Source organism: Chitinimonas violaceus (assembly GCF_052601015.1).
Genome location: NZ_JBQXDJ010000195.1, coordinates 1 through 871, shown reverse-complemented (window position 1 = coordinate 871; position 871 = coordinate 1). Strand labels below are relative to the sequence as shown.

Below are 871 nucleotides of genomic sequence, written 5' to 3'. Positions count from 1 at the left end.
AGAGCGTGTTTTAAAAGTTGCTATTCCAGTCTGTTGAGCATCAAATTGATCATGGCGATTTGAATGAATGTTTCGCTGGATAGGGTGAGGCATTCATAGTCCTTGGAGAGTCGACGATACCGATAGAGCCAAGCGAAGGTACGTTCGACGACCCATCTTCGAGGCAAAAGCACGAAGTCCTTGGCATGGTCTGGGCGCAGGACGACATCGAAAACGATGCGAAAGCGCTGAGCAACCCATCCCAGCAATTTTCCTCGGTAGCCACCATCGACCCAGACACGGCGCAACTTTTTGCAACTCCCCGTCAATGTTTGCAACAGCCACTTTGCACCATCGCGATCCTGTACGCTGGCCGACGTCACCAGCACGGCCATGATCAGCCCCATGGTGTCAACCAAGATGTGACGTTTGCGTCCTTGAATTTTCTTGCCAGCGTCGTATCCCTTGACGCCTGCCAAAGCGCTTGTTTTCACGCTCTGGCTGTCGATGCACCCCGCTGTTGGATGCTTGTGACGCCCGGCTTGATGCCGCACTTGTGCGCGTAAAGTGTCGTGAATCCGTTGCCAGATGCCAGCTTGGCTCCAGGCGCGAAAATAGCCATACGCTGTTTGCCAGGGGGGAAAGCTGTCATGCGGCAATAGACGCCAGGCACAACCGGCTCGGGTGATATACAAGTGCGCATTTACCACCTGCCGCAGATTCACTTGCCGCGGACGACCGCCTTTTTTCGCTTCTGGCAGCAAGGGTTCAATCCGTTTCCACTTCTTGTCGCTTAAATCGGTCGGGTACTGCTGCTCTCTCCTGCGACTACTTTTTTAGCCATGTCAAAATCGAACACATGGGGCTGTTCGTGACTTTTAAAACACGCTCT

General features: G+C 53.3%; 1 pseudogene. It reads right to left on the bottom strand.

Going from position 1 to position 871, the window contains the following annotated elements:
* Positions 1–20: 20 nt before the first annotated feature.
* Positions 21–803: pseudogene (locus tag ACUHMQ_RS20865) on the bottom strand (IS5 family transposase); the annotation flags it as partial.
* Positions 804–871: the final 68 nt, after the last annotated feature.